The organism is Mitsuokella apri (assembly GCF_047974105.1).
In the GTDB taxonomy this organism is placed as follows: domain Bacteria; phylum Bacillota; class Negativicutes; order Selenomonadales; family Selenomonadaceae; genus Mitsuokella.
The window spans coordinates 80,654-103,382 of the sequence record NZ_JBHYRS010000008.1; the positions used below are offsets into that span (position 1 = coordinate 80,654).

The following is a 22,729-nucleotide window of genomic DNA, read 5'->3' on the forward strand; positions in this document are numbered from 1 at the left end:
GGAAACATATGGCAGACGCATTTCGTCCAATTGACCCGAAAACGCCCGCTGCCAAGCAGACACCAGCGGAAAAGCAGGGTGTGCAGCAGGCAGAAGCAAAGGAAATACAGTCAGATGATCCACTGGCAAAAGGACTCTCTGCAGCCTGGGACATCCTCCCGCCGCAGGTCGTTGTCAGACGTTCGATGAAGAAAAGGCGGAATATGATATGAAAACACCAGCCACTTATGCAGAATGGGCGAAGGTCCTGCATGCCTTTGCCGACGGCAGTCAGGATGAAGAAGCCATGGCTGCTATGCAGGCAGGCACACTTCATTGGCAGAGCGGCGTTGCAGAACGTTTTGCGAATCGTTTTGCCGATACGCTGAATACGCGCATGAACAATGCGTCGGATTTATTTCAGCGTAAAATGAGTCAAGCTTCTGGAGAAGCAGAACTCATTCAGGCACTGCTGGAACTGCGGCGGTCCATGCAGATTTTGGTTCAGGCCTGCCGCATTCCTGCCCTGCCAAAGGACCAGCAGGACGCCTATGAGAAACTGGTCCGTGAACAGGCAGATACCATGCAGAAAAGTTTAGAGGACAGCGTCAAAGCAGATCCATTGGGAAAATTAAAAAGTATCCTGCGGAACCATCCAATCAACCGTTTGGATTGAGAGCAGGATAGAGAGGGTAGATTATGGCAGATTTGAAGAAAAGTACAGAGCTCCTGCGCCGCTATATGATTGCACGGATCCCGTTTATTTCCCTGCAGACGATTGAACGCACGCGCGTTCTCGATGCCTGGAAGGATATTGCCAAAGAACTCAGCCTGACTGTTTGCGTTCATACCTTATCGAAAGGCGTGTATGACCTGACGACAAATAAGGTTCTTTCAGAGGACAAATCCTTGTACGGGGCCATCGACTTTATGAGTGAACAGATGAAACGGCGGCAGAATCTGACGCTCATCCTGACGGAGACACCCGATATCAGTCAGGATAACGATAATTCGCGGCAGCTTCTCGACCTAGTAAATCTGGCCAATGAAAATGGCGGCTCCGTTGCCGTATTCACGCAGGGAGCCGTTTGGAACCGGCTGCAGCGTTCCGGGATGATGATCCGCATCGACTTGCCGAATGAGGAGGAAATGTATCCCATCGTCAAGGAGTACATCGATGATTACCGGTCGGAAATCCCGATTGAATGGGACGACACGGACATCCGCGAGGCCGCATCTGTTTTGGCCGGCGTGACGAGTATCGAGGCCGAAAATGTCATGGCAGCCCTGATTGCGAAGAAGGAAATCAAAAAGTCCGACCTCGACGAAGTCCGTTCGGCCAAGGACCGCTTGTTCTCCGATATTTCCGGACTCGAGAAAATCAACGTCGACCCGAGTGTCAAGGATGTCGGCGGACTTGCCGGCCTGCGCAAATGGCTCGACGAAAAAAAGCAGCTGCTGTCCCCGGATAAACGGGCCATCATGCGTGCCAAAGGACTGCAGCCGCCGCGCGGCATCCTGCTCGTCGGCGTACCCGGCTGCGGAAAATCGCTTTCCGCAAAATCCATCGCCGCCAATTGGAAGCTGCCGCTTTACCGGCTGGATTTTGCCACCGTACAGGGAAGTTATGTCGGCCAGTCGGAGCAGCAGCTCAAAGACGCCCTGACCACGGCCGAGAATGTATCGCCCTGTATCCTTTGGATCGATGAAATCGAAAAAGGACTGTCAGGGGCCGGAAGCAGCAACGACGGCGGCGTGTCGACGCGCATGGTCGGTCAGTTCCTGTTCTGGCTGCAGGAATGCAAAAAACAGGTTTTTGTCGTGGCAACGGCAAACGATGTTTCGATGCTTCCTTCGGAACTGCTGCGCCGCGGCCGCTTCGATGAACTGTTCTTCGTTGACCTGCCGACGGCAGAAGAACGGCGTGAAATCCTTGCGCTCTATATGCGGCGCTACCTTGGCGTGGATTTCAGCGGCCCATTTTCCGACCGCATCGTCGAGATGAGCGAGGGCTTCACGGGAGCGGATATCGAATCAACCATCCGCGATATTGCCTATCGGAGTCTTGCCAGTGACGATTTTGAATTAAGTCCGGAGAATTTTGAGGCAGCCTTTGAAAATGTCGTGCCTCTCTCCCAAACGAGCCCGGAACGCATCGAAAGCATCCGCGCCTGGGGAAAAGAGCGTGCCGTACCAGCTTCCGGACGCCCAATCGGCGAAGAAAATTCGCTGCCAAAGAAAGATGGTGTGCGCCCGCGTAAAGTATTGATTTGATAGGGAGGGATCATCTTATGCCAAAACCAATGCTGCATCGTCCAAAGGTCAGCGAAAGTACGGACAGCGCATTTTCGTTGACGCGGACGGTGAAACATGATGACCCAAAAGAAAAAATGCGCCTTGACCGCGCACTTCGCAAGCCGCGCTCCGAAGCTTACCTGCGTGCCATGCATCAGCTCGATGCCGGCGGTCATGTCATGAATGCCGCCAAAGTGAAAGACATCGTCAATCAGATTCAGGCAGAACTGCCGGAGGTAAAGCTAGAGGGCTTCTTCATCGGCATCATCTCACGCTGTTATCTGGGCGACCCGTACGAAGTGCATACCCTGGATCCCGCGGGATCCATTATCACACATTATAAGCGCGGCGAAACTTTGCCGAACGGAATGGAAAAAGCACGCGCTTTAGCGATGATGGATTACGCCTTCATCGAAGTCTATACCGACCGGTGCTGCGCCGTCAGCGAAGATGGCAGCGTATCGATTGTCCAGAACTGAGCGTATCATTACAAAACGGCCTATTCATGCAGATTTAGTCAATCATGCATGGATAGGCCGTTAATCATGACTTATTCAATTATCACAACTTAACTTTCAGGAGCAGTAAATCCAACTATGTCTTTCTACAAATATATTGGATATGTTGGATGTATTGGATATACTGGATATGTTGGATAAATTGGATATGTTGATTATGTTGTTCAACATATCCAACATAATCAACATATCCAACCAATTTCCACGCTCAATCGACGTCATCGTCGAACAGATTTTTATCCAGTTTGCGGTCAAGACCGAGTTTATGACGATTCTGCTGCAAGATTTCCACAACGGGCTTCCAGTGTTCCTCATACATCGTGTCGACAGCCTGAATCATGAACTGATTGACGCTGACGCCGGTCATCTTGGCCAGACTCTTGATCATATCGGCCTGATGGTCTGGCAAAATCAAATGAATATGCTGACGTCCCGGGAACTGACGGGGACGTCCTCTTTTTTTGCCTGCAGGTTTCCCGGCTTCTTCTGTCTTCCCTTCAATAAATTCCTCAGCTTCCTCTGCTGCCGAAGCTGTGCCCAGCGCCAAATCGTTCTCCATTTTTTCATCGGCAGCGATGGTGTCAGAGGTTTCTTCCATTCCCTGCTTTATATCATTTTTTCGGTCCCCTGTGCCTGCATCGTCCTGCTGAATGGCTGAATTCTCCGCGTTATACTGTTGGACTTGTTGGATATGTTGATTTTGTTGTTCAACATTATCAACATATCCAACTGTTCCAATATGTCCAATATCCTTATTTTCTTCTTCTTTGTTCAAGGAAGAAGCAGATTTTTCCTGTGGCAGCGAAGGTGCCCCTTCAAATAAGTAGTCAGCAGGAGATTTACTCTTGTCGAAGGGATTGGCTCCCGCGGCAATCGTGACTTTTTTCTTGCTCATTTGTCAGCACCTGCCTTCTGGAACACATCCACGCCAAAAATCTCCTGGATCAAAGAAGCATAATCCCTGCTCGGATTTGACTTTGGATCCATGGTGAAAATATCGCTAAGGGCTGCCTGTGCTTCTTTCACGGCGACAGCTTCGCGGATTTTCGTATCAAACAGCTTCGTGCGCAGCTGAGCGGCAGCCGCATTGAAGAGCGTGACGAGTTCCTTTGAAAGATTCGCGCGGCCCTGGAAGCGCGTCAGCACGATGCCGGCAATTACGAGCTTTGGATTCGCATGCTCGCGGACACTCTCGATGGTCTCATAGAGCTGACTGACGCCCTGCAGAGACAAAATATCGGCCTGTGCCGGAATGATGACATAGTCCGCTGCGACAAGGGCATTGTTCGTCAGCGTCCCCAGAGCCGGCGGCGTATCAACAAGAACGTAATCGTAGTCGTCCTTCAAATCCTTTAGGGCCGTCTGCAGACGGTACGGACGCGACATCTGGTCCGTGAGGCGCGCATCAATTGAGGCGAGGAACATCGAGGACGGCACGATATCATAAAGGTCCATATGCTGGATTCCTTCATTGATATTATTTTCCTTCGTCAGGATTTCCAGCATCGTGACGGTCGTCTTATCCTGCGCATCCGTTACGGCATGGCAAATCGAGGTCAGATTGCTCTGCGGGTCAAGGTCGAGCAGCAGGACCTTGTAGCCAGCGTGAGCAAGTCCGGCCCCGAGGCACTGTGCGGTCGTCGTCTTCGAGACGCCGCCTTTCTGATTGGCAATAGCATATACTTTCATGAAACAAAACTCCTCAAAATCATATTTTTCTCTTAATTGCGTTATCTGCATTATACCATAAAATATTGAACAATAAAAATATCAATATACATGTTGAACATAAAATTATGATAGAGCTTCTTGGATATGTTGGATATATTGGATTTGTTGTTCAATATATCCAACCATTACTCTTGTCGAAAAAAAAATTTTTTCTTTTTTTCACCATCTTTTCGCCAAAATGTTGAACAACAGTATCAACACTATATACGTTGAACAATATATCCAACACCCACTATATATAGTGGGTAAGATGCTAAAAAAACGGGGAAAAGCACAATTATGTTGGCTAAGTTGAACAACAATATCAACATGTCCAACACGAAAAATTATATGGATTTGTTGATGATGTTGTTCAACACGATTCAAAACAAAACGGAATAAAGTCCGTTTTTTCCATATTGCAATTGACACTCACCTATGCTATGCTTGTAATCAGCAAGGGGTTATCAACAGCCACACTGTGCATAACCCAGAAAAACGACAAAAGAAAAGAGCCCTTCCGTACTTCCAATACTGAAGAGCTCTCTATATTACAGCTCGTACCAAAGCTTCCAACTCGGTATGACGCTCTCATCGGAAACCCAAGTTCCGATAAGATGACTGCTAATATCATGCTTCTATTTTAGCAAAGATAAAAATAGATAGCAAGCATATAGACGCATGATATGCAGAAATCCCCGCAAAACCGCCGGCAAGAAATGCAAAAAGACGGTTTTTACGGGATCAGTCTATTCCCTGCACAATGGCAGGGAGGCTGGCACTGCAGATCACTTATCCGTGAAAGACGGCCCGTCCGATGAGGACGGGCTTTTTTCGTACAAGCTGACAAACGGAGGTGATCGCATGAAGAAGAAAAACGCATCCATAAGCAAAAAGCTAAAGGACTGGGAGGCAAAGTCAGCTTACCTGAACAAGAACTATTCTGCGATTGCACCATATGACTTCTATGAGTCACTCGGTCTTGATGACCTCCCTGAATACTTCAAGATCTGTGCCGTCCATGCAAATGCCCAAAAGGGACAGCGCATGCAGAAATACCTGGATATCATGGACATGCTGGTCGCTTCCGGCGGCCGCCGGGATGCCTATGTCTATCCTGCCGTCTATTACAAGAACTATGCCAAAGAAAACTTGATGCACCTGCTGCCCTGCATTTACATCGACCTCGATTACGTCAAGGCAGCCGACCTGCGCCTTCTTTGTCAGCAGGACTTCTATGGCTTCCGTCCGACGTATCTCGTCAATTCCGGCAACGGCGTCCATCTCGTCTATTTGTTAGCGGAAGCCGTAAATACGTACGACTGGACCAAGGAAATCCTGAAAAAACTTCACAGCGCCCTGCTGCAGGTTTTCGCAAGCCGCAAATTCAAGGCCGACACGGGCACGGGCATTTCCCACAGCTACCGCATCGTCGGCAGTCAGACCAAGCTCGGCAAGAGTTGCACGGCTTATCAGGTCGGCGGGAAAGTGTCCATAGAGGCCCTGGCTGATTCCTTGGGCATCGTCTGGCAGCGTCCGCAGTACATGGAACGCGATTACGAGAAACGCCCCTCAGACGCGGCGCCGCACGGTCATTCCGGCTTCTACACCTACCTCACCAATTTGATCCCGCTCAGGAGCAAAGAAGGCCATCGCTACAACTCGATCTTCGCCCTGGCCTGCGTCGGCTGCAAATGCAATATTCCGTTCGAGCAGCTCAGCAAAGATGCCATGGCCATCGCCAGAAAACTCGGCCTGCCCTTAAAAGAGGCGAAACACGCACTCGAAGTCTGCGATCCCGAAAAAGCCAAAACCGTCCGCGCCGCGACCCTTGAAGCATGGCTCGGCTGGTCCTTTGACCGCAAGACCAAACGCAATGGCCGCACCCAGGCAGAACACCTCGCCCTCATCGCCGAAAGCAAAACCTCTGCCAGCAGAAAAGAAGTCTGGGATCATCTGCGCAAACACGGCTTTACGAGCATCAAAGCAATCGCGGAGACACTTCACAAAACGCGCAAAACCGTCGCCAAATACTACCATCAGTGGCTTGACGCTCTCAAAGAAGGTACCGTCGACCTCATCGATCCTCCCGTAAAAGCAACTGTCACCGTCATAAAAGAGGCTGCCCAAACAGCTACCTTATTTATCCATCAAGCAGGTGAACCCTTCATTGCGTATATACCTGCCTTAGGCATAGAGCTATGCTCCGAGGGGACCGAAAGGAAAGAAAAAAGGGAAAAGAGTGAAAGAAGAGTATCGAGGGGCGAGCCGTATCTTAGTACCTGAATAGTGGCAGATAGCAGAGTGTACCGTAGAATATGGGAAATGGCTGGGCCCTCGCCGGCGCGCGAGGCGCACGCCCTATTCTTTACTTTTTATATTATTCTCTTACTTTTCTATACTATTGTGCTTTGCACCGATATGCCCTCTATTCCTTGTGCCATAAGGCTTTACGGGAGTTGCACGACCTCTTGAAGTGCTATCTATTTTACCCGGAACTGCTACGAATTTTATCTCGAAGTGCTACATCTTTTATCTAAACTGCTACAAGTTTTATCCTAAAGTGCTACGTTTTTTACCTTTGTACAAGGAGATTAAGCTTGTAAGTGCTACAAGTTTTATCTTTATCAGGGATAAATGCTACGTTGAATTGATATGACGTAGCATATTCGATACGATATATTCACAGAGGTGATGTCCTATGGGTAAGAACCTATTAGAAAAGAAAGTCTATCAGGCCAATCCTCTCGTTGAAGCGAGAAAACATATGAACGTATCCGAAATGCGGCTATTTCTGCTCGGCCTTCAGGACCTTAAGCCACATTTCCGCGATGACCGGCCTTATGATGTAGATTTCCACGAAACCTGGATCTCTCCACGTGAATTGAAGGAGCTGTTTGGCAATAATGGCAGCGTGGCCAATTTAAAACGCCATCTGACAGAAGCATTTCAGGGCTATATCGAGCTGTCATATGAAGATGGGGGCTTCGGGCTGCGTCACATCTATCGCAAGATGGACTATGAGGAAGGAAAAGGCCTGTTGATTCAATTCGATGATGAGATCAAACCCTATCTGCTGGAGCTGATGGGGAAACGCTATACCAGCTACGAAATCAAAACGATCTTCCCACTGACCAGCGAATACGGCTGGCGGTTGATGGAATTATTGCTCGAGAAGCAAGGTTATTTCCGGCAGGGGAAGAAAAGAATGTATCGGACCTTGACTATGGAAGATTTGCGATTCAAACTAAACGTTCCGGATGGAAAATATGTTGGCCGCATCAATAATTTTCGTGCCCGTGTCCTCGATGCACCGATTGCAGAAATCAATGAGAAGACGATTTATCATGTTTGGTACGATTCGAACAAAACAGGGCATCGTGTAACAAGTTTTACCATCTGGATGGAGTATAAATCAGGATATGAATTTGTAGAAGATGCCAAATCGGAACCAATCGATGTAGATGCTTCGACTGTCTTGTCTAATTCCAGCCAGGAAAACCAGGAAGATGCGAATCGAGCAGAAGCTGCGAAGATACCTATCGAGGTGATTGCTGCAGATAAAAAGGCATCCTTGAAACAGAGAATGATCCATCAGGAAGGCTTTACGCTGCTGGAGTTTAATTCTGTCGTGAAAAAATGGGGCCTCGATGATGTGGCGGAATCCTTCGATCTGGGCGTTCACGAGGCAGATGCGCGTCATCATCATGGTATGGATCGAAAGCGGTATATCAAGGCGTATGTAGAAAAAAACTATGCAGCAGAGCGCCGCAAAAAATAAGAGATCGTGGCTCGTGAAGAAGCTGCTGCTGCTGAAAAGAAACAATGCGAAAAAGAGATGACCGAAGCTTTCGCCGCACAGGGAATTTCCTTAACCGGGGCAGCACCTAAAAAGATAGAGAAGCGAGAGTTAACAGAAGAAGCATTGGAAAATCTTTTGTCTATCGTTGCGCATGCCGTGAAACACGATGCCGTTAGTGACGCCATCATCAACATGATCAAGGCGTATGGATTCAAGGATCAAAATGAGTTTTATAGAAAATATTGGAGTCGGTTGAGCAGCTATTGAGCAAACACTGTAATTAATCGTACGATTGTTCTTTCCTAATAAAAAGAAACGTGTTATACTAAAAGAAATAAAATTTATGCTATATGGATAGGAGAATGAATTATGGCAAGAGCTACGAATTACGATGCTAAGATTGCAACCCTCGAGGAGAAAATTGCGAAGAAAAAAACGGAGCTGAAGAAGCTTAAGGCTGAGCTGGCTGCTGTGAAAGAAAACAAAGCAAAAGCTGATTACAAAGAACTGCTCGAATACATGAGCGAGCATGACATCGCTGCCAACGATGTTCTTGGCATGATCAAAGAATAATTTACAAATAAAGATCGCATCCCATCAGGATAGTATATCCTTCGTGGGATGCGATTTTTTATTTCACGAAACCGAGTTCTTTCCATTTCGCATAGAGCTCGGCCCGCCGATTGTCATATTTACGGGCTTCGTCAGGACTTTTAGCGGATTCGGAGCTGACTTTATAGTCCCATAAAACATTGGCAATCATTTTAGCGATAAGCTCTGTTTCGCGCATTTCCTGCCAATCATCAGCGGCCTCCAGCGCCTTTTCATCTTGATGGCTTCTTCCATATTGAGGGTGTCCACAAATTTTTTGAATTCGTTCATTAATCGATACCTCCATATCATTAGATAAGCAACTATAGCAGGCCTGTTAATTGCCCATTATTTTACTGCTTGTTAAGGCCTTGCAGAATGGGATTTTGTATCATGTTCGCTGTAAAATCTTTATATCTTTAGGGTCGTCAAGTACGTGCATGCGTCTGTGGCAATTCGGGCAAAGTGCTGTCGTATTTTCAAGGGTATCTTTACCGCCGCGAGAAAGCCAAATAACATGATGACATTCAAGATAGGGCTGGCCATTCGTATCCTTAAATGGTGCTGGCGCACCGCAAAGCTGACAAATTCCATGAGCGCGCTCTTTCGTCTCTTTGGCGATATAGGGATCATGAATGTATCTGGCAGTCATGACACGATGCTGTGTGGCATTTCTTTTAGAAGCTGCTTCTGCTTTGGCAAGCAACGCTTTTCCCGTAAGGGATTGAGCGTCAATTTGGCTAAGAATAGTCTGAATCATACTTTTTGCAGCGGACGATGACTGCAGCCTTAATGCCTGCCCTAATAAATAACAAATGTGTTCATCGGCTATATGGCATAAATATTGCTGTTTTGGGGTACCATCCTTCAGAAATGCGCTGTTTTTATGAGGATGATTGGAAAGCCATTTCCAGTGAGGATGCATGTCCAAGGGCGTGTCGAGTTCGACATAATCTGTATCGACGCAAAAATGACAATTATCCCAGAAGAGACTGGGCTGGTCCAGATTCAATAACACATGCGGCTTACTTGCTTCATAACAATTTGAAACTGCCATACTGATTGCCAAGATGCGGCTATGGGCATGATGAATGATGAAGTCATCCCTATGAACTTCTGTCATGGTGTCATAGCCGGGCGCATGATCGCCGTTGACATTGCGCTGCATGGAAAATAAGCATCCTGTATCACGTTCGTATTGGTACCGTTGCTTTTGATTCACCCAAAATATTGTCATAATGGCAGCCTTTCTTTTCACTTTACCGCATAAATCTGCAACTTCAATTGAGATGTAATATTATAAAAATTTTATCACTTTTTTGCAGGAAAAGAAAGAGAACATAATTATCAACAGGATCTTATACAAAATGGTTTGGCAGGATATTCCATGAATGTGAAGAATAAAAAGGATAGCTGGTGTGATTCGATGGTGTCAATGAACTGGATGTTGCCATCCTGACCAAAAGGATTCGCAAGGCAGCTGGATCGGATTGTGCAGAATCATTTTGCAATTAAAAAACGTTGATTTTCCTAGGGAGTGATTGTATGAAGTTATGGAGAAAAGGCGTTGTCTGGCTTTTAGCGGCTTTGCTTTTGTGGTGTTTTAGTTCCATCGCAATGGCGTCTTCCTATGATACTACAGCATCAATTCTGTCGAAGCTGCAGGGGCAATGGTACGATGCGGAAGGCAATGTCGTCCTGGATTTTCAGGGCAGGACGGTCAATGGCTGTGAGATTGTCGGAGCCTATCATCCCGCTGGAGGAAATTCTGACTTTAGCTGCATCATTCGCATTGTTGAAGCTGATGGCTATAGAGACTTACCGCTCATCTGCGAAAGTTTGCGAAAAGATAGCTATCATTCTCATGTCATCCTGAACAAAGATAATATGGATGATAGCAAGGGAACAATGCTTATGCGTATGCCGCAGGCCCGGTATTATGAGTCCGTCGGCGGCATCGGCCTCGATATGCCGGCAGCGGAAGTAGTGGCAAAATACGGCAGGCCTGACAAGATCCAGAAGTCGAAGACATGGAAGACGCTGGATACCTGGCAGTATCAGAAGCTGGGGCTGGAGCTGACCATGCGCCATCAGCGCGTCTTTATTATCAAGATGTACCGAAATGGCAATCGTCATTTTGATAGGACGGGCTTCAACTGCGCCAATGCCCCTTACGAGTTCCAAGAGGCCTATGGCTTTCGTCAGGCACCTAAAGCGGGGCAGTATGGAGCTTACAGCGTAGGGCATGGAGAATACATGTGGTTTGACGATTATCCGAACAGTATTACACTGTCGATGTTCTGGAATTGAGAGATAAATAATTTATCTTATGTGCAGCCCTGCTGCAGAAGCAAAGATTTCTGTGGCAGGGGTATTTTATATATAAATGGATATTATAAATGAATCTAGATTTAATAAAACATAGAAATATATTTACAAAATAATTTAATTTTAGCAGGAATTTAATAATTAATATAGAACAGCAAGTTTATATAAAGCATAACAATGTAGTTTATAGGAGGACAAAGCCATGAAGAGACATCTTATGAAGAAGATCGCAGCGGCATTTGCCGGCGTGATGATGCTCAGTATAACGGCCATTCCTGTCATGATGCCGCAGTCGCAGATAGCGGAGGCTCGTACAGATTATTATGTAGGCTATGATGATGATCATGGCGATGTGTATTTGGACGTGGATTCTGTGCGCCCATTACGTCCATGGGGAAATCGTCGTAATTCAACAGGAAATATTTATTTTGCTGATGGAACGGCATGGAGAGGTTATTACGCGTCTTATGATACTTCGACAGGTACTTATTATTATAGTGGCGGTGCTGGTGGAGTTCATGAAGCAACTGGTTGGAGATATAATTTTGCCGTCTACTGTGACCGCATTGCTTATGAATGAGGCAAGTAAATGTCGAAAAAATGTTCGATAAATAGTTGAAGGGGTTGACTTAAGTGCTTATAAATCATTGGAAATATTTAGCTGCTGCTGGCTTGATGGCGTCAGCGTTCTTCTGTGGCACCAATGCCTGGCAGCCAGCTTCGGTTGAAGCAGCGCCATGGATTGATTTGAATTATGATGGTGCCCATACGTACTGGACTGTTGATAAAGGATCTGTATACGGAGCTGGAACATCAGCTTCTCCATTATGTATTCAGGCTGAGCATGAAGATGATCGTGGTGGTGGAAATGCCATTGGTACGCGGTTTTATTCCTTCAAGCAGGTAAATGGCGTATGGAAATATCGCTATTATGGCTATACGGGGAAAGGTGGAAAGATTCCTTATACAAGCTGGTATAACGTCTCTGGCGATCAGCTGGCCAACGATATTTTATATGTTGCGTTGAACTGATTATCGATACAAGGAAATCGAGGTCCTGAAAAAACTGCTGCAGCTGCCATTCCGGACGGATCCGGTCATGCTGGAGCCGGAGGGATTGGCAGCGAATCATCTGCTTCTGAGGTTGTTGCTGGAAGTTGCTGAAAAGCCGAGGCAAACCTTCGTCGAACTGCGAGCCGAAAAATCAAAACGGCTGGGACGGCGTAGGCTGGATTTTCCCGATAACTGGTTTGATTTGTTCGCAAAATGGCAGGCCAAGGGAATTTGCAAGACAGCTGGATTGAATGGAAGTGATTGAGAATATGAGAGGAAAGTCAGAAAAGGATGAGCCGCTCCTCAAAACGTATTTTAAGCGGTATCTTCTTGATGTACGTGGCGTATCATCACGCACGGTCAAGCATTACTGCGATGCTCTCAATAATATTACACGGCACCTTAAAGAGAAGCATCTTATTCGGGATTCGATTTATGAAGTGACGGACCTCAAGGTTTTGCATGACTTGCGCGATATCCTATTGCAGGATGCTGATTTTGTCGCACTTGACCGGCGCGGCAACCGCATGTACACGGCAGGCTTCAATAATTATCTGCGTTTTGCTGAAGGTCAGTCGTTCGCAGAGCTGCATGACAGGGCCGGCGCACTTGATATCCCCATGCCGCCAATTGCCGAAGAGCCGCGTACGTATGAGGTTCATCACTTCATGCGTTCTGACATTTTGCGTGGACAGACGTTGGCATTCGCTGATTATCGCTGTGAAATGGACGGAGATCACAAGACCTTTATAGCGGAACGAACGCATAAACCCTATATGGAGTCGCACCACGCAATTCCCATTCATCTGCAGGGGAAGTTTGAGCACAGCCTCGACATTTATGCGAATCTTGTCTGTCTTTGTCCTATCTGCCATCGCAAGATCCATTATGGCCTGATGGACGACCGCCGGCTCATGATGTATGAAATCTACGAAAAACGTCATGAGCGGCTGTCTCGCAGTGGCATCACGCTTGGTAAGGAAGAATTTGCCGATCTTGTGCTGCATGATGGTGCAGACTATGCCAGACATTTATGAGCTTACCAAAATCGGAGCTATTGATATGATTATTTATGGTGCTCAGAGCTCTGGCAAAAGGAAAGGATTTATCATGAAGCACAGTATATGTAAAATTATTTTCTTGATGCTGGCCGTTTTGTTATTGCCGCTGCAGACAACACAGGCAGCATCAACGCAAATTCTCTCAACAGTTCCTGTAGGATCAGGGCGTTATCTTATGCCAGAATCCCGTGGAAATTCTTCTGAACCAATGCATATCTTTACATATCGTTCGTCTTCATGGCAGGACGGTAAGCCTGTACTAGTTGTATTTCATGGTTTGAATCGCAATGCCGATACATATCGTGATGGCTGGATTAAAGCCGCGGAAGAAAAAGGCTTTTTAGTGGTATGTCCGGAGTTCTCGGAGGAGAAATTCCCCGGTGTTCCTTACTATAATCTCGGCCATGTTGTAAATCAGGAGGGAGATGATCAGTTGAATCCAGAGTCGACTTGGATTTTTCCGGTTATCGATGACGTAACAGCAGATGTGCGTGCACGCATGCATATTCGCAAGAGTCCTGTTATCCTTTTTGCCCATTCAGCCGGAGCCCAGCTGATTCATCGTTATGTGCTGCTCGGAGAAAAATGCACAGCTGACAAAATCGTGATTGCCAATGCAGGCTGGTACACGATGCCAGATCGTTCCATTGACTTCCCGTATGGCATCAAGGATGTACCTTTGACTAACAAACAGTTAGCAAAGGCTTTTTCGAAGCCCGTGACGATTCTGCTGGGGAATCAGGATACAAAGCGTTCCAAGGTTTTGAGAAAAACGCCGGAGGCTGATGCGCAGGGAATGAATCGTCTGGAGCGTGGTCATGCTTTCTATCAGACAGCACAGGAAACTGCGAAAAAGATGGGCGTTCCTTTTAAATGGCAGCTGCAGGAAGTTTCTGGCGTCGGCCATGACGGCGATGCCATGGGCACATATGCTGCTTCCATGTTTTGATTGACATGCAATAAATAGACGTGCCGACGGCATAGTTGCTGAGTTTGTGCCGACGGATTGACACTGGTATGTACGGACAAAATAACAGCCGATATGTCAATTCGATTACAGGCTAATTGTATCCTCAATCGTCTTTTTTTTATGAATATGCTATACTGTGTGTATACATAAAAAGACAACAGAGGGGGAAATGTATATGTTCCTTGTGGAAGATTATTTGACTGATGCCTCTATGCCTAATATGAGCCTAAAGAATCAAAAAATTCTCCGTCAGAGATTTTCTACTTTACTCCAGTGCCTGAATACACACAATTATATGAGCAAGGAGTCCTACAATCTCGCTAAGGATAGTGTCGACCGTATTTTCTATGAAGATCTTTATCAGAAGAAGCATACTCTTTTCTTAGAAGCTGGGCTGGAAACGGACAGAAACATCTGGCGGATTCTGCATCTGTCAGTATCGGTTACCAGAATCCGTTCCTTTCGTACAGAACTCATGAAGATGCCGGAACGGTACCAGGTTCTTTCTTCATTCTCTCGTCTATTAATAACCTTGGAAAAATGGGAGATACTTGGGAAAGCGCTTCGTAACTTTGCCTTTACCATTCGAAAAGTCATCACGCCATCGAAGAAACTTTCCAAGCAATTATTAGAGGACGATACCGAAACTAGCATGATTTTAAAGGCAAACCATCTCATGCCCGAAAAATCGTCGCAAAAATGTGCTAAGAATGTCACTTCAAAATCATCTAGCAGTCAGAAGCAGGCTGTCTCGAAACGATCTTCAAAAAAGTCTGTGATGGATGCAAGGTTCATTGGCTCTTCAAAACAAGATGGTGCAGAGTTATCTCGTGATACGCACAGCAGCCACGTAGCTTATACCTGTCCTTGTTGTTTGGAAAAATATCATATTACGGAAGCGGGCTATATGGAACCACATTCGTGGAGAATTCCGGGAACAGATCAATATTCTTACTACTGCTGCGGTGCAAATCGGTATTATCCGTTAGAGAGATCCTTAACCGGTGCCTTTGATATCCTGAATCAGTTGCAGGGAAAAAAGAAGATACTGCATCGTCAAATTCAACAGAAAAAATTTAACCCCAGGATTTTACGAGATCAGCTTAGGCAGATTGACCAGGATATTAAGAAGTATCGCTTGAGCATCCTCAGATGGTTCCCAGTTACCTACGATGTCGAAAAATATCCTGCCCGATATGAAGAGAAAAAGGACCATCTGCTTCAGTATCATACTATTGTCAAGGAGGTATGAAAATTCGTCCCCTGCAAAGATGGCTTTGTGTCTTGTCAGATAATTTGAGCAAGATGCATACGTTTTTGGGCAAAATAGACCGTTTACGCTGATTGGTATTTATTTTATGATGTAAACAAATGAATTCCGATAGTAAATAGTATAAGGGGGCTTTTTTCATGGCTATTCAGTATAAATAGGCCATGCTGGGCTGCGGCGTTATTGGTCATCAGTTTGCCGAGGCTATGCAGAAAATCGGAGGCCGCTTTTATGGCGTTGGCAATCGTACTCACGAAAAAGCCGTAAAATTTGCAGAGCAGTATGGCATCGGTAAAGTCTATGACAAGCCCGAGAATATTTTCAAGGATCCCGATGTCGATATCGTCTATATTTCGACACCGCACAATACGCACAGTCGCTACATATGTCAGGCGCTTGCAGCCGGTAAGCATGTACTCTGTGAAAAGTCTATCACGCTCAATTGTCATGAGCTTGACGAGTCTGTAAAACTTGCTCTGCAGAAACATTGCGTGCTTGCTGAGGCTCAGACGATCTACCATATGCCGATTTTCCGCGAACTTAACAAGCATATTGCCAAAGGAGAATTTGGTCCGCTGCGTCTCATGACGATGAATTTCGGTGACTACGATCCCTATGATATGAAAAATCGTTTCTTCAATCGCAGCCTCGCCGGCGGCGCTATGCTCGACATTGGTGTTTATGCTCTGTCATTTGTACGTTGGTTCATGAGCTCATGCCCACGTGAAATTGCCTCGCAGGTATTATACGCGCCAACAGGCGTCGATGAGCAGGCAAGCATTCTTCTGAAGAATGAAGAGAACGAGATGGCGACTGTCATGCTCTCCATGCATGCGAAGCAGCCGCAGCGCGCTATGATTTCTTTTGACAAGGCATATATTGAATTCATGGGATATCCGCGTGGCGACAAAGCCGTCATCACGTGGACCGATGATGGTCACAAAGAAGAGATCGTTGCCGGTGAAACGGAGAACGCTCTGTGTTACGAGATTGAGGATATGGAGCGCACGATCTCCGGTGGCAAAAACTATATGCATCTCGATTACACCGTCGATGTCATGTCTATTATGACAAAAATTCGTCATGACTGGGGGATGAAGTACCCGGAAGAAGAATAACACCGATATTGTCAAGTTATAAAAAAGAAGCTGTTGTCACATAAGTGCTTAAATGTGACAGCAGCTTCTTTTGGTTTGTAATAATTTTGACTGTGTTTTAGTCTGTCTCATCATCTGATGGGCAGTATAAATCTTCATGTTCCAAGAGGTTTTCGATGTCTTCCTCGGTATAGTCGTTGTCTTCCTCTTCATACTCTTCATCTTCTTTAGAAGGAACGACGAGTGGCAGGGTGATGTTCATGCAGTGGTCCCGGTCGGTTTTTAGCGAGTAGTCGGGACGGCCGTTTTTCATGGGAATGGGAATGCCCTGCTGCAGGGCGTCGATAAGCTGCATGGGAGAGAAGATGCCCTCCGGACAGGTGATGGTGATGGTGCATTGACGCTCAATATCTTTGAGCGGGGCTTGTTTGAAACCGCGGGGGAGCGAAGATTTGCCGGAGCGTGTGTCTGCGCTGGAAGATTGGCGCGGCAGGAGTTCCTTCTGACGTCCTCGATGCATGAAAGACTCAGCGGCTGGGAATACCATGGCGGGAACGAGACAGCGCCCTTCGTTCCAGGCGGAAAAATCTACATAATATTGGATGTCATTCGGGCTGTTGCTGTTCAGGAAGGGAATATAGAACATCGTCTTCTGCTTGCCAAGCTGTATCTTGATAGCGCCGGCCTTGAACATATCGCGGTAGCAGATTTCCGGCGGCGTGATTTTTCCAGGGTCTCTGCGGCTGCCATGATAATTCTTTGGAAAGATGAGAGGAAGATCCCAGAAATCCATGGGTTCTACCGGGACCGGCGTGAGATTGGTTCGATGAAGGGCGTCGACCATAGGCATTTCATCCCATACAGGGGCGGGAACCATGTCACATTCGTCTTTTGTGGCAAACTTTGTCAGTTGCGTGAATGTCGCATTTTCTTTAAGCCATTGACGAAGGAGAGTCTCTTTATAGCAGACGATGGAGCCCTCCGGCGCAGAAAATTTTCTAAAGGGAACAAAAGGCGCGATATTGCGCGTGACGAAGTTGCGGCTGACCTGCAGTCGCTCCATGATTGTATTGAGTGGAATATAGCCCTGCGGTTCAGGCAGCATGTTCAATACGATTCTGTTGTCTTGTTCTAGTGGCATGCTTTCCTCCATGTGATTCCGACTAGTTGAGGGCATGGTTTTATCATATAGTAACATATGCCATCGACTAGTTTTCGACTAACCGTGAGTGTGGTTTTATCATATTGTAACATATGCTTATTATTTGTCAAAAGAGGCGTAAAAAGAGCTTGACAAGTACTAGGTTATGCTATAGTATAACCTTACGGAAGGGGGATTACATGATGCATACGGTCATAAAAGATACGAACGGCATTCATGAGCTGTCTTTGGATGCTTCGCTCACGTTAAGCCGGATTATTTTTCTCGAAGGAGATATCGACGACGAGATGTCGGGCCGTTTTACAAAGCAGCTGATGGCCTTTTGGACAGAGGACCCGGAGAGCCCTGTTAAGGTATTCATCCGTTCGGATGGAGGCTCCATTGATGCCGGCATGGTCATATATGACGCAATCCAGTCGAGCCCGATGCCGATAAAGCTCTACGGCATTGGCAGGGCTTACAGCATGGCTGCCGTCATTCTGGCCAGTGGCAAACATGGCAGGTATCTGCTGCCGCACAGCCGCATGATGATTCATGAGCCCCTGATCGCCTCGACCATCGGCGGCAAGACGAGCTCTGTGTGTGCATTGGCGTACAACCTGATCCATACTAAGGAGGAGATGGACAAAATCCTTTCGAAGCATACGGGCCAGCCGCTTGAGAAGATTGCGGAGATGACGAGGGGCGAACACTTCTTTACCGCTTCTGAGGCCGTTGCTTTCGGCCTGGTTGATGGTATCAAGGGATTTGACGAGATGATTCGGGAAGAGGAGGAAGCATGATGGAAGAGAAATATGCATTTGACGAATTCCAGCTGGGCACATCGGCGCGCTGCCGCGTCTCGATGGACACGCATAAAACCCAGTGCAATAACAATATCCTCGTAGTAGGCGGCTCCGGCTCGGGCAAGACGAGAAGCATCCTGAATCCCATGATGCTTCATCTGAAATACGGCAATGCCGTCGGTGTATTCACGAAGACCGGCATGACGCATGACATCGCCCGCATGCTGCGCTGCCGCTACGGCTACAAGACGTATGAGATTGACTTCAGTACTCCGGAAATCAGCATCTATGGCTACGATCCTCTGTGCCACTGCAGCAAAGACACAGACATCGAGGCTCTCGTACAAAGCATCATCAATCCAGACCAGAGAGACAGCCATGCAGATCCATTCTGGGAACAGTCGGCTACCGGCCTGCTGCGGCCCGTGCTGCGCTATGTCATGCGGCATGCCGCGAAAAAAAATAAAATGCAGGAAGCCCTGCGCCTCTTGGACAGTGTTCCTTTTACGCATCTCGATGAATGGGGACAGAGCTGGGAGGCGGCGACTTCGCTCTATACGTGTACCCTGAAAGATGGGACAAAGGTATGGGCAGGAGAGGAAAAAGGGGAAGTGGAACACGGCGGCCTTGAAGCACCGGATACCATCAGGCGCTTGAAGAAATGTTATCTTCTGTACGAGCTCGAGCGTCTGGAGCGGCGTGACCCCCAGGGAGGCAATGCCTGGCGCAGCCTGAGTCAGGGCGCGGAACAGACCAGCCGCAGCATTCTCCAGTGCCTGCAGATCCCTTTGCAGCAGATGTTCACGGAAACGGTGCGCAGACTGGTCTGTCATAAAAATCAATTCGACTTCGAGAAGCTGCTGGAACCGAAGACAGTGTTATTCGTCTATACCTCGCCGGTCAATCCGGCCATGAATGCCCTGGTCAGTCTGTTTTACTCGCAGCTCTTCACGTTCCTGTTTGAAAGGGCCGAGCGCAGGCTTTCAAGGACCCTTCCATATCCTGTATACGTTCTCTGCGACGATTTTGCCACGGGCTGCAAGGTGCCGAATTTTGCCCAGCATATCTCCGTATTCCGCGAGATGGGCATCTCCGCGACCATGCTCATCCAGTCCGAGTCGCAGCTCTCGGCGCTGTACGGCGAGAAGGACGCCACAACCATCGTTAACAACAGCGATACATATGTGTACCTCGGCGGCATGGACTATACGACAAGTCAGAAGGTCGCTGCCAGAATGAATAAACCCGTGGACGACATCCTGCACATGCCAATCGGCACGGAATATTTCTTCCGCCGGGGGCAGAAGCCAATTAAGACAAAGAGATATAATCTTCTGGAAGATCCAGATTACAAGCTCATGATGCAGATGAAGCAGGGAAAGACACTAAAGAGTGAGACAAAGACGTTAGGGAAACAGGAGAAGATACGGAAGAGTGAATAAACCGGCTCAAATATTCATTAGCGCATGGCTCATTTTTTCGTTGTTACTTGCATAATAAGCACAAAAGAGGAGCCGCTTCGGCGGTCTCCTCGGAAGTCGCGATGATCTAGAGGAGGACACCATATGCCCGCAGAATTCAATGATCGAATTATTTTTCAGGGAAAAGAGTATGAGCTAGTTGCCTTTGATGAGCCAGAGTTTCTGACCATTGACTGGCAAAAGAGATATGGCGTGCGCCCGATTCCTGTAGATTCGGTGTGCAGGGAAGGCTGCTGGTGTGTGTTTAAAGCCCAAAAAGAGGGCATCTTCCTCACGGATTTATACATCCATTGCCAGTACGACGGAGATTATAAGCCAATCGAGGGCAGTTTGCCGCAGCCTGTATCTTATGACAAGGAAAGGATTTTTGCCGAAAGCAAGGGACTTCTTTTAGAGGTACCGACCTATCAGGCCTATCGCCACTATGCAGGGGTGCAGATCGACATGCATTGCCACGGCAAAGTGCTTTTAGGGCGTGACTTCGATGGCTGCTACGGCGTTTCCTTCGGTTATCAGGAAGCCTTTGCTTACAGGGATCTGTTAGAGCTCATTTATGATAAGGAAGGAAAGCTGGCAGAAATCAAAGACCTCGCTGCCTGGTCCGCCAAAAAGAGAGCTGAAAAGACGCCGGAGGAATTTTTCGAAGAGGAGAGCAGGAAGTTCTTTAAGTCCCGGACAAGATGGAATAAAGAACAGTTCGATTTCTAAAAAGATGAGCGAACGGCAGGAAATCGGCATGTTAAGGCGAAATTATTACGTATCAATTAAAATTCTAAGGAAAATGATACAGAAAGGCAGGACATCATGATCTATTTGACGGGAGACACGCATATTCCCCTCGATATCGATAAACTCAGCAGGAAAAATTTTCCTGAGCAAAAGACGATGGAGCGGCAGGATTATGTCATCGTGCTCGGCGATTTTGGCCTGCTTTGGCAGCACGATAAGGAATACGAGTACTGGCTGGATATCCTGACGCATCGGAAATACACGCTGCTCTTCGTCGACGGCAATCATGAGAATTTCGACTGGCTCAATTCTCTGCCTGTCGAAACATGGCACGGCGGCAAGGTGCACCGCGTCGCTGAAAACATCCTGCATCTGATGCGGGGCGAAATCTTCGAGCTGCAGGGCAAGAAGTTCTTCACCCTCGGCGGAGCCGTGTCGACTGACCGGATTTATCGGAAAGAAGGCCTTAGCTGGTGGCCTGCAGAAAAGCCGAGCTTTGAGGAATTTGATCACGGCATCAAGAACCTCATGGCACATGAAAACCACGTCGACTACGTCCTCACGCATACCTGTCCTGCTGGTGTTTTCCCCGAAATCCGGCTCAACATTCCCAACCGGTGGGACCCGTATGGCGACCATTCCGTCGAAGAGGCATTGGGGGCAATTGACCGGGACATTCACTACGAAGGCTGGTACTTCGGGCATTGGCATATTGACTTTGACTACGAAAAATACCATGCCATGTATAATCGGGTGACTAGAATTTTATAATCATATCGAAGGCAAAGATGATGTGCGTATAAAGGTTTAATAGATGATTGATTGATCACTGTAAAATGTATTTTGATAGCAGGTGGGAAATATGGGATTTTTTGATTCAGTAAAAGGTGGAGACGGTTCATCTGGGGAGCTTCGTCCGAGTCCGGTACGCGAATTCTTAGGACAAGAGCTTTATGCTATTGACTGCCGTGGTGCTAATCTCTATGTGCATGAAAATGCTGTCGTTATCGACAAAACTGGTGGTGGCCTTTGGAATATCGGGGATAATAATTTCAAGGTTATCCCTTTTAAATCGATTATTGCCATCCAGGCAAAACTGAAGTCGACTTTACTTAGTGGCTATATCGAATTCGAAACGGCAAATAGCCCCTTAAGTATTGGTAGCGATAAAGCAGAACGTTGCAGCGAGAATAGCGTTATATTGAGTGGTACAGAGGAACGATACAAACAAGCGAAAGAAGCACTACAATATATTTTTGACCGTATTTGTAAGTAAAAAAATATCTAGAAATAGGTATATGAGACAAAAAAGCAATCATCTTATAAATCAGATGATTGCTTTTTACATATAACCACAATGTTTATACCTCTTAAAATCATAAATATTTTCTATTATTTATTAGCTTGGAAATTTAAGATATATTTATCAATAATGAATAGCTGACAAAAGCATGCTAGCCAATGAATTATTATCTGTAGTCCCATGCTGGTCGCGACTGGTATCGTATCTCCATACACCCATTGCACGGTTAAAATCCCAAAGAACAGTATATTGCAATCTGCCGTTTTTTACGAACTTAAACTTAGCATTGCGATGATTGGCGTAACCGGCATTGATACTCGACTCAATGATGTAGACCTGTGCACCGTTGTAATCATCGCATACGTAACGATCAGCAGCTTCACTAGTGGATGGAGCGAAAAAAGAAGTGCTAGCGAAAATAAGGGCGGCTGGAATGGTAGCCATTAAGGTTTTCTTGATGTTCATAGGTCGTCCTCCTAACAATAAAATAAAACAAATACGAATATATTTTATCACATCACTTTACAACTTTTGAAGCAAAATAAAATCGCATAGCCTCCCTCGCGATGTATAATAAAGTCGCTAAACCAAAACA

The 22,729-nt window shown here is 46.8% G+C and carries 27 protein-coding genes; 21 read left to right on the forward strand and 6 right to left on the reverse strand.

Annotated features, from left to right (window positions below; genetic code table 11):
- The first annotated feature begins 8 nt into the window (after nt 1-8).
- From ACE419_RS10200 to ACE419_RS10215, 4 genes are read left to right on the forward strand one after another with little or no spacing between them, the layout of a single operon-like run.
- Complete coding sequence (locus ACE419_RS10200) at nt 9-212, forward strand: hypothetical protein (protein ID WP_435721935.1); 204 nt, start codon at nt 9-11, stop codon at nt 210-212.
- Complete coding sequence (locus ACE419_RS10205) at nt 209-655, forward strand: hypothetical protein (protein WP_435721936.1); 447 nt, start codon at nt 209-211, stop codon at nt 653-655. Before ACE419_RS10200 ends, ACE419_RS10205 begins: the two co-directional genes overlap by 4 nt.
- 23 nt (nt 656-678) lie before the next feature.
- A complete protein-coding gene (locus ACE419_RS10210; protein WP_435721937.1) occupies nt 679-2,253 on the forward strand; it encodes an AAA family ATPase in 1,575 nt (524 codons plus the stop codon).
- Between the two features lie 17 nt (nt 2,254-2,270).
- On the forward strand, nt 2,271-2,753 hold the full coding sequence (locus tag ACE419_RS10215) for a hypothetical protein (protein WP_435721938.1): 483 nt from the start codon (nt 2,271-2,273) through the stop codon (nt 2,751-2,753).
- Nucleotides 2,754-3,000: 247 nt separating this feature from the next.
- On the opposite strand, the gene ACE419_RS10220 is transcribed toward ACE419_RS10215, so the two are convergent.
- Both ACE419_RS10220 and ACE419_RS10225 read right to left on the reverse strand, forming a co-directional pair.
- On the reverse strand, nt 3,001-3,687 hold the full coding sequence (locus ACE419_RS10220; protein ID WP_435721939.1) for a hypothetical protein: 687 nt from the start codon (nt 3,685-3,687) through the stop codon (nt 3,001-3,003).
- The gene (locus ACE419_RS10225) at nt 3,684-4,481 is read right to left on the reverse strand and encodes a ParA family protein (protein ID WP_435721940.1); all 798 of its coding nucleotides are present in this window, start codon (nt 4,479-4,481) and stop codon (nt 3,684-3,686) included. Before ACE419_RS10225 ends, ACE419_RS10220 begins: the two co-directional genes overlap by 4 nt.
- 885 nt (nt 4,482-5,366) lie before the next feature.
- Between ACE419_RS10225 and ACE419_RS10230 the strand changes: the two genes are divergently transcribed.
- The 4 genes from ACE419_RS10230 to ACE419_RS10245 all read left to right on the forward strand — a co-directional run bounded on the left by ACE419_RS10230 (nt 5,367) and on the right by ACE419_RS10245 (nt 8,877).
- A complete protein-coding gene (locus tag ACE419_RS10230; RefSeq protein WP_435721941.1) occupies nt 5,367-6,788 on the forward strand; it encodes a hypothetical protein in 1,422 nt (473 codons plus the stop codon).
- Nucleotides 6,789-7,203: 415 nt separating this feature from the next.
- Nucleotides 7,204-8,283, forward strand: coding sequence for a replication initiation protein (locus ACE419_RS10235; protein ID WP_435721942.1), 1,080 nt, complete (start codon nt 7,204-7,206; stop codon nt 8,281-8,283).
- A 6-nt stretch (nt 8,284-8,289) separates the two neighbouring features.
- Complete coding sequence (locus tag ACE419_RS10240) at nt 8,290-8,571, forward strand: hypothetical protein (protein WP_435721943.1); 282 nt, start codon at nt 8,290-8,292, stop codon at nt 8,569-8,571.
- A gap of 102 nt (nt 8,572-8,673) precedes the next feature.
- Complete coding sequence (locus tag ACE419_RS10245; RefSeq protein ID WP_432647467.1) at nt 8,674-8,877, forward strand: protein kinase; 204 nt, start codon at nt 8,674-8,676, stop codon at nt 8,875-8,877.
- A 58-nt stretch (nt 8,878-8,935) separates the two neighbouring features.
- Here the strand turns inward: ACE419_RS10245 and ACE419_RS10250 are convergent, their stop codons facing one another.
- Both ACE419_RS10250 and ACE419_RS10255 read right to left on the reverse strand, forming a co-directional pair.
- Complete coding sequence (locus ACE419_RS10250; RefSeq protein WP_435721944.1) at nt 8,936-9,202, reverse strand: hypothetical protein; 267 nt, start codon at nt 9,200-9,202, stop codon at nt 8,936-8,938.
- 84 nt (nt 9,203-9,286) lie between these two features.
- Complete coding sequence (locus tag ACE419_RS10255; RefSeq protein WP_435721945.1) at nt 9,287-10,063, reverse strand: HNH endonuclease; 777 nt, start codon at nt 10,061-10,063, stop codon at nt 9,287-9,289.
- A 377-nt stretch (nt 10,064-10,440) separates the two neighbouring features.
- Here ACE419_RS10255 and ACE419_RS10260 point away from each other — a divergent pair, with 377 nt between their 5' ends.
- From ACE419_RS10260 to ACE419_RS10295, 8 genes are all read left to right on the forward strand, one after another.
- The gene (locus ACE419_RS10260) at nt 10,441-11,205 is read left to right on the forward strand and encodes a hypothetical protein (RefSeq protein ID WP_432647464.1); all 765 of its coding nucleotides are present in this window, start codon (nt 10,441-10,443) and stop codon (nt 11,203-11,205) included.
- A gap of 220 nt (nt 11,206-11,425) precedes the next feature.
- Nucleotides 11,426-11,803 carry a hypothetical protein gene (locus tag ACE419_RS10265; protein WP_432647463.1) on the forward strand — a complete coding sequence of 126 codons (378 nt, stop codon included), beginning with the start codon at nt 11,426-11,428 and terminating at the stop codon, nt 11,801-11,803.
- A gap of 53 nt (nt 11,804-11,856) precedes the next feature.
- Nucleotides 11,857-12,255 carry a hypothetical protein gene (locus tag ACE419_RS10270; RefSeq protein ID WP_432647462.1) on the forward strand — a complete coding sequence of 133 codons (399 nt, stop codon included), beginning with the start codon at nt 11,857-11,859 and terminating at the stop codon, nt 12,253-12,255.
- Nucleotides 12,256-12,322: 67 nt separating this feature from the next.
- Nucleotides 12,323-12,541 carry a hypothetical protein gene (locus ACE419_RS10275; RefSeq protein ID WP_432647461.1) on the forward strand — a complete coding sequence of 73 codons (219 nt, stop codon included), beginning with the start codon at nt 12,323-12,325 and terminating at the stop codon, nt 12,539-12,541.
- A gap of 4 nt (nt 12,542-12,545) precedes the next feature.
- Nucleotides 12,546-13,313 carry an HNH endonuclease gene (locus ACE419_RS10280; protein WP_435721946.1) on the forward strand — a complete coding sequence of 256 codons (768 nt, stop codon included), beginning with the start codon at nt 12,546-12,548 and terminating at the stop codon, nt 13,311-13,313.
- Nucleotides 13,297-14,286, forward strand: coding sequence for an alpha/beta hydrolase (locus ACE419_RS10285; protein WP_435721947.1), 990 nt, complete (start codon nt 13,297-13,299; stop codon nt 14,284-14,286). Before ACE419_RS10280 ends, ACE419_RS10285 begins: the two co-directional genes overlap by 17 nt.
- Before the next feature lie 196 nt (nt 14,287-14,482).
- Nucleotides 14,483-15,559, forward strand: coding sequence for a hypothetical protein (locus ACE419_RS10290; RefSeq protein ID WP_435721948.1), 1,077 nt, complete (start codon nt 14,483-14,485; stop codon nt 15,557-15,559).
- Nucleotides 15,560-15,741: 182 nt separating this feature from the next.
- Nucleotides 15,742-16,695: a Gfo/Idh/MocA family protein gene (locus tag ACE419_RS10295; protein ID WP_435721949.1), complete on the forward strand. Its 954-nt coding sequence runs from the start codon at nt 15,742-15,744 to the stop codon at nt 16,693-16,695.
- Nucleotides 16,696-16,792: 97 nt separating this feature from the next.
- Here ACE419_RS10295 and ACE419_RS10300 read toward each other — a convergent pair whose 3' ends face one another.
- Entirely contained in the window at nt 16,793-17,815 is a 1,023-nt protein-coding gene (locus ACE419_RS10300) for a hypothetical protein (protein WP_435721950.1), read from the reverse strand.
- A gap of 203 nt (nt 17,816-18,018) precedes the next feature.
- On the opposite strand from ACE419_RS10300, the gene ACE419_RS10305 reads away from it, so the two are divergent.
- From ACE419_RS10305 to ACE419_RS10325, 5 genes are all read left to right on the forward strand, one after another.
- The gene (locus ACE419_RS10305; protein ID WP_432647787.1) at nt 18,019-18,618 is read left to right on the forward strand and encodes a ClpP family protease; all 600 of its coding nucleotides are present in this window, start codon (nt 18,019-18,021) and stop codon (nt 18,616-18,618) included.
- Nucleotides 18,615-20,063, forward strand: a complete 1,449-nt coding sequence (locus ACE419_RS10310; RefSeq protein WP_435721951.1) for a type IV secretory system conjugative DNA transfer family protein — start codon at nt 18,615-18,617, stop codon at nt 20,061-20,063. Before ACE419_RS10305 ends, ACE419_RS10310 begins: the two co-directional genes overlap by 4 nt.
- Nucleotides 20,064-20,186: 123 nt before the next feature.
- A complete protein-coding gene (locus ACE419_RS10315; RefSeq protein WP_435721952.1) occupies nt 20,187-20,810 on the forward strand; it encodes a hypothetical protein in 624 nt (207 codons plus the stop codon).
- A 96-nt stretch (nt 20,811-20,906) separates the two neighbouring features.
- Nucleotides 20,907-21,602, forward strand: coding sequence for a metallophosphoesterase family protein (locus tag ACE419_RS10320; protein ID WP_435721953.1), 696 nt, complete (start codon nt 20,907-20,909; stop codon nt 21,600-21,602).
- Between the two features lie 91 nt (nt 21,603-21,693).
- Nucleotides 21,694-22,107 carry a hypothetical protein gene (locus tag ACE419_RS10325; RefSeq protein ID WP_432647783.1) on the forward strand — a complete coding sequence of 138 codons (414 nt, stop codon included), beginning with the start codon at nt 21,694-21,696 and terminating at the stop codon, nt 22,105-22,107.
- Between the two features lie 150 nt (nt 22,108-22,257).
- On the opposite strand, the gene ACE419_RS10330 is transcribed toward ACE419_RS10325, so the two are convergent.
- Entirely contained in the window at nt 22,258-22,599 is a 342-nt protein-coding gene (locus ACE419_RS10330) for a hypothetical protein (protein WP_435721954.1), read from the reverse strand.
- Nucleotides 22,600-22,729: the final 130 nt, after the last annotated feature.